We start from the raw sequence: 4,473 nt of genomic DNA, 5'->3' as shown, positions 1-4,473 counted from the left end.
GCGAGGCCTGGGCGCGCTGGCGTTCGGCCACCAGCTGGCGGACGCGCGGCAGCAGGTCGCGGCCGTAGGCGATGGCGTCGGGCAGCGGGTCGAAGCCGCGGATCAGGAAGGTGGTAACGCCGAGGTCGTAATAGTCGAGCAGGGCGTCGGCCACCTGATCCGGGGTGCCGACCAGCGAGGTGGAGTTGCCCTTCGCCCCGGTCAGGGAGGCAATGGCGGTCCAAAGGCGCTTGTCGTGGCGGTGGCCCTTGTCCGCGACGGCGAGCAGGCGGCGGGCGCCCTCATTGTTCGGCAGGTCGCCGCGGGTGAATCCGGTCTTCTCCAGCAACGCCTTGGCCTTCTCGTAGATGGCTTCGGCCTTGGCCCAGGCGGCGTCCTCGGTGTCGGCGAGGATCGGGCGCAGTGACAGGCTGAAGGCCGGCTGCGGACGGCCCGCCTTGGCGACGGCGGCACGCACGCGGGCCAGCAACTCGCGCACCTGATCGTGGGTCTCGCCCCAGACCGCATAGGTGTCGGCATGGCGCCCCGCCACATCGACGGCGGCTGCGGATGCGCCGGCAATCCACACCGGAATGCCCGACGGGTTGAAGGGCTTGACCTGCGAGAAGGCTTTTTCGACCTGATAGAAGCGGCCCTGATAGTCGAAGGGCTTGTCGCTGGTCCATTCGGCGCGGACGATGTCGAGGAATTCCGACGTGCGGGCGTAACGGTCGTCCTTGTCGTCCACCGTGTTGCCGTCGCGGGCAAGCTCACTGCGCTCGGCACCGGTGATGACGTTGATGGCGACGCGGCCGCGGCTCAGCTGGTCGAGCGTGGCGAGCTGGCGGGCCAGGATGGTCGGCGCCTGGAAGCCGGGGCGGTGGGCGATCAGCACGCCCAGCCGGTCGGTGACGCTGGTGATGTGCTGGCTGACCTGCAGGCTGTCGGGGGCGTCGGCGTGGAAGGCCTGGAGCACGGACTCGAACCCGCCCAGCTCATGGGCCTTGGCGACCGTCTCGATATAGTCGCGGTCCACCACCGGACCCTGGCGCGGGATGATCTCCGACGCATTGTGGTTGCCGACAAAGCCGACGAAGCGGAGCGGGTGGGCCGAGGTGCTGTGGGAGGAGGAATTATGAGCGGCGGTCATGGCGGTGGTCCCTTTTTTATGGCTGGCGAGGGTTCAGGGCGTCGTGAACTGGCCGGCAGGGGTCAGCTGAGCGGACGCGACAGGATGTCGTTGAAGCGCCGGTCGAAGGCCGGGGCGATGTCGATGTGCTTGGGCAGCACGCCGAGCTGGTGAAAGGTGTCGGCGACATTCTGGGCCGAGGCGATATCGGCATCCCCGATCGGTGCCAGATCGCGTTGGCGGGAGTTCCTGCGCAGGATTTCCAGGTCGGTTTCCAGCGGCACGCCGATGGCGGCGGAATGGACCCGGGCCCAGCGTTCCAGGTTGGCGGCGCGCCAGGCGAAGGCGCGGCGCAGCCGCAGGAAATAATCGCCGATGGCGGCGGACTTGCCCGGATCGGCCAGCGCGTCGGGCGAGGCGAGATACAGGTAGTTGCCCGACAGGTAGCCGTTGGAGGTGACGAGGACACGCGCGCCCTTCTTGATGGCGAAGGGCACCGAATAGCCGTAGATCGCCCAGGCATCGAGCGCTCCCTGGTCGAAGGCGGCCTGTCCTTCCGACGGGGTCAGGCTGATCGCCTGGATGTCCGGAAAGCGAAGGCCGGCTTCGCCGAGCATCTTGGCGAGGTAATATTGCGTGGTGGTGGCGCGGACATAGCCGACACGCTTGCCCTTCAGGTCGGCGACCGACCGGATCGGGCTGCCCGGCGGCACCAGCACCACCTGCCAGTTCACATCGTCCTTGACGACGGCGACGATGGACAGCCGGGCGCCGGCGGCGATGCCGAAGGCGGGCGGGATTTCGCTGCTCGACCCGACATCGATGGATCCGGCGTTGATCGCTTCGACGATCAGGTTGCCCGACGCGAATTCGGCGAACTGCGACCGGTAGGCGGATTGCGCGTTGCCCGATGCCTCCAGAGCAAGGCCGTCCAGCGCCTTGTAGTCAGCGATGCGCAGGACGGTCTCGGTGGTGGGGCCGGACGCGGCCTGCGCCAGGGAAGAAAGGCCGCCGAGCGCCAGGGCGCCACAGGCCCCGGCAGTACCGCGCAACAGGCCGCGGCGGCCGAAGGAAACGGAGGGGAGGCGGATGGCGTCGGTCGTCATGGTGGGCGGGTCCGTCAGCGTTCGTGTCTTTAAAGGCTGGGTGCGGCGGCGGCACCGGCGGGCAGGCCGTAGCCACCGGGCTTCGCGGCGGATGCCCTGCCCTCGGTGCGTTGGGGTTCCCGCGTGGCCAGATGCTCCTCGTCGACGCCCAGCTCAGCCAGCAGGCGGGAGCGCAGCGCGATGAAGCCGGGATCGCCGTGGCGGCGCGGGCGGGCCAGCGGGATCGGGATGTCGGCGGCGATCCTGCCGTTCGCCATCACCATGGCGCGGTCGGCCAGCAGCAACGCCTCGTCCACGTCATGGGTCACCAGCAGGACGGCCGGCGCATGGCTGCGCCACAGCGTCTCCACCAGACCCTGCATGCGCATCCGGGTCAGGGCATCGAGCGCAGCAAAGGGCTCGTCCAGCAGAAGCAGGCGCGGTTCACGAACCAGGGCGCGGGCCAGTGCCGCCCGTTGCGCCTCGCCACCGGACAGGGTCAGCGGCCAGGCACAGGCGCGGTGGGACAGCCCGACCTCCTCCAAGGCCGCAAGGCCGCGGGCCTCGGCATCGGAGTGGCGCAGACCCAGCGTGACGTTGCGCAGCACCCGCATCCAGGGCACCAGCCGCGGCTCCTGGAACACCACGGCACGTTCGTCGGGGAGGTGTACGGTGCCTTCCGGCGCCGGATCCAGCCGGGCCAGCGTGCGCAGCAGCGTCGACTTGCCGCAGCCGGAGCGGCCGAGCAGAGCGGTGAAGGAACCCGGCTGGAGGTCGAGCGACAACCCGTCCAGCACATTGCCGGCGCCGAAGTTGCGGACGAGGCCGCGGACGCTGACGACAGGCTTGCCGATGATGGACTGGGAGGCGGTGGACTGGGAAAGGGCGTGGCTCATGGAGGGTCACTCCTTGATGAAGGCCGGACGCCAGACCAGAGCCGAGCGTTCGATGAAGCGGACGATCAGGTCGGCGAGCAGGCCGAGGATGGCGTAGACGATCAGGGCGACGACGATCACGTCGGTGCGCAGGAATTCCCGCGCCGTCATCGCCAGGTAGCCGATGCCGCTGGAGGCATTGATCTGCTCCCCCACCACCAGGCTGAGCCAGGCGACACCGAGTGCGTAGCGCAGCCCGGTCAGGAAGGCGGGCAGGGCGCCCGGCAGGATGACCTGGGCGATCATCTCTCCCCTTGTCAGGCCGAGGGTGGAAACCGCCTCCACCACCTTGGCGTCGACGGTGCGGATGCCGGCGAACAGGTTCAGGTAGATCGGGAAGGCGGTGCCGAGCGCGACGAGCGCGATCTTCGGTGTTTCGCCGATGCCGAACCACAGGATGAACAGTGGCACCAGCGCCAGATGGGGCAGGGTGCGCAGCATTTGCAGCAGGGCATCGAGCGCATCCTCTCCCCGCCGCGACAGGCCGGCGATCAGGGCGCAGACGGTGCCGGCCGATATGCCGATGGCGAGTCCGGCGCTGACGCGGCCGAGCGAGACCAGCAGATGCACCGCCAGTTCGCCGCTGACCGTCAGGTCCCAGAAGGCGGTCAGAATCTGGCTGGGCGAGGGGATGGAACGGGTGGAAATCCAACCCAACCCGACGCTCGCCTGCCAAAGCACCAGCAGCGCCAGCGGCACGGCGCAACGGCGCAGGCCGGCCGGAAGCCTCCAGGGGCGGGTTCGGCGTCCCGTCCTTTGGGTTGCTGTGGCTGCCGTCATGATCCCTCCACCAAGCCGTTCGGTTGCAATGGCTACGGGAGAAAGCCTATCTCTATTGCGTGAATAGGAAAAACGAAAAACACAAACATCACTGTTGAGAAAAATTTAAGTAACAAGAAATTAGTGTTTATCTTGTCTGCGCGTCATGCAGGATCGCAGCCAGGGAGTCGGCAAGGATCAGATGCAGACGGTCGACCGCCGGGTTCGCGGCGGAAGGCGCGCGGTGCAGCTCCAGCGGGACCGATCCCAATTCCGGCAGGCCGATATGGGGATCGAGAATTTCCAGCGTGTCGGGCAGACCGAGAGGCGTGCGGATGGTGATGCCCAACCCGGCCTCCACCGCCGCCCACAGGCCGGACAGGCTGGGGCTGGTGAAGGTGATCCGCCAGGGACGCCCACCGCCGTCCAGCCGCTCGATGCCGTGCTGGCGGAACATGCACGGTGCGTCGAGCAGCGCCAGCGGCAGAGGGGTGTCGAGGGTGGGCCTGGAGCGGTCGGCCGCCACCCATGCCACNGGCAGATGGGCCAGAATTGCCGCACTGTAGTCCCGCACCGGTCGGGGGAG

The 4,473-nt window shown here is 68.3% G+C and carries 4 protein-coding genes and 1 pseudogene; all 5 read right to left on the bottom strand.

Going from position 1 to position 4,473, the window contains the following annotated elements:
* Window positions 1-1,129, bottom strand: a 1,129-nt coding sequence (locus I71_RS21450) for an LLM class flavin-dependent oxidoreductase (RefSeq protein ID WP_042697878.1), incomplete at its 3' end; no start/stop codon positions are given.
* Between the two features lie 62 nt (window positions 1,130-1,191).
* On the bottom strand, window positions 1,192-2,214 hold the full coding sequence (locus I71_RS21445; protein WP_083897297.1) for an ABC transporter substrate-binding protein: 1,023 nt from the start codon (window positions 2,212-2,214) through the stop codon (window positions 1,192-1,194).
* A 29-nt stretch (window positions 2,215-2,243) separates the two neighbouring features.
* Entirely contained in the window at window positions 2,244-3,089 is an 846-nt protein-coding gene (locus I71_RS21440) for an ABC transporter ATP-binding protein (RefSeq protein WP_042697875.1), read from the bottom strand.
* A 6-nt stretch (window positions 3,090-3,095) separates the two neighbouring features.
* Entirely contained in the window at window positions 3,096-3,908 is an 813-nt protein-coding gene (locus I71_RS21435) for an ABC transporter permease subunit (protein WP_042697872.1), read from the bottom strand.
* Between the two features lie 127 nt (window positions 3,909-4,035).
* A pseudogene (locus tag I71_RS21430) lies at window positions 4,036-4,473 on the bottom strand (LysR family transcriptional regulator); the annotation flags it as partial.

The sequence above is a fragment of the Azospirillum sp. B506 genome (genome assembly GCF_000333595.1).
Classification (GTDB): Bacteria; Pseudomonadota; Alphaproteobacteria; order Azospirillales; family Azospirillaceae; genus Azospirillum.
The sequence above is the reverse complement of the archived record's forward strand: the minus strand, read 5'-3'. Positions and strand labels throughout refer to the sequence as shown.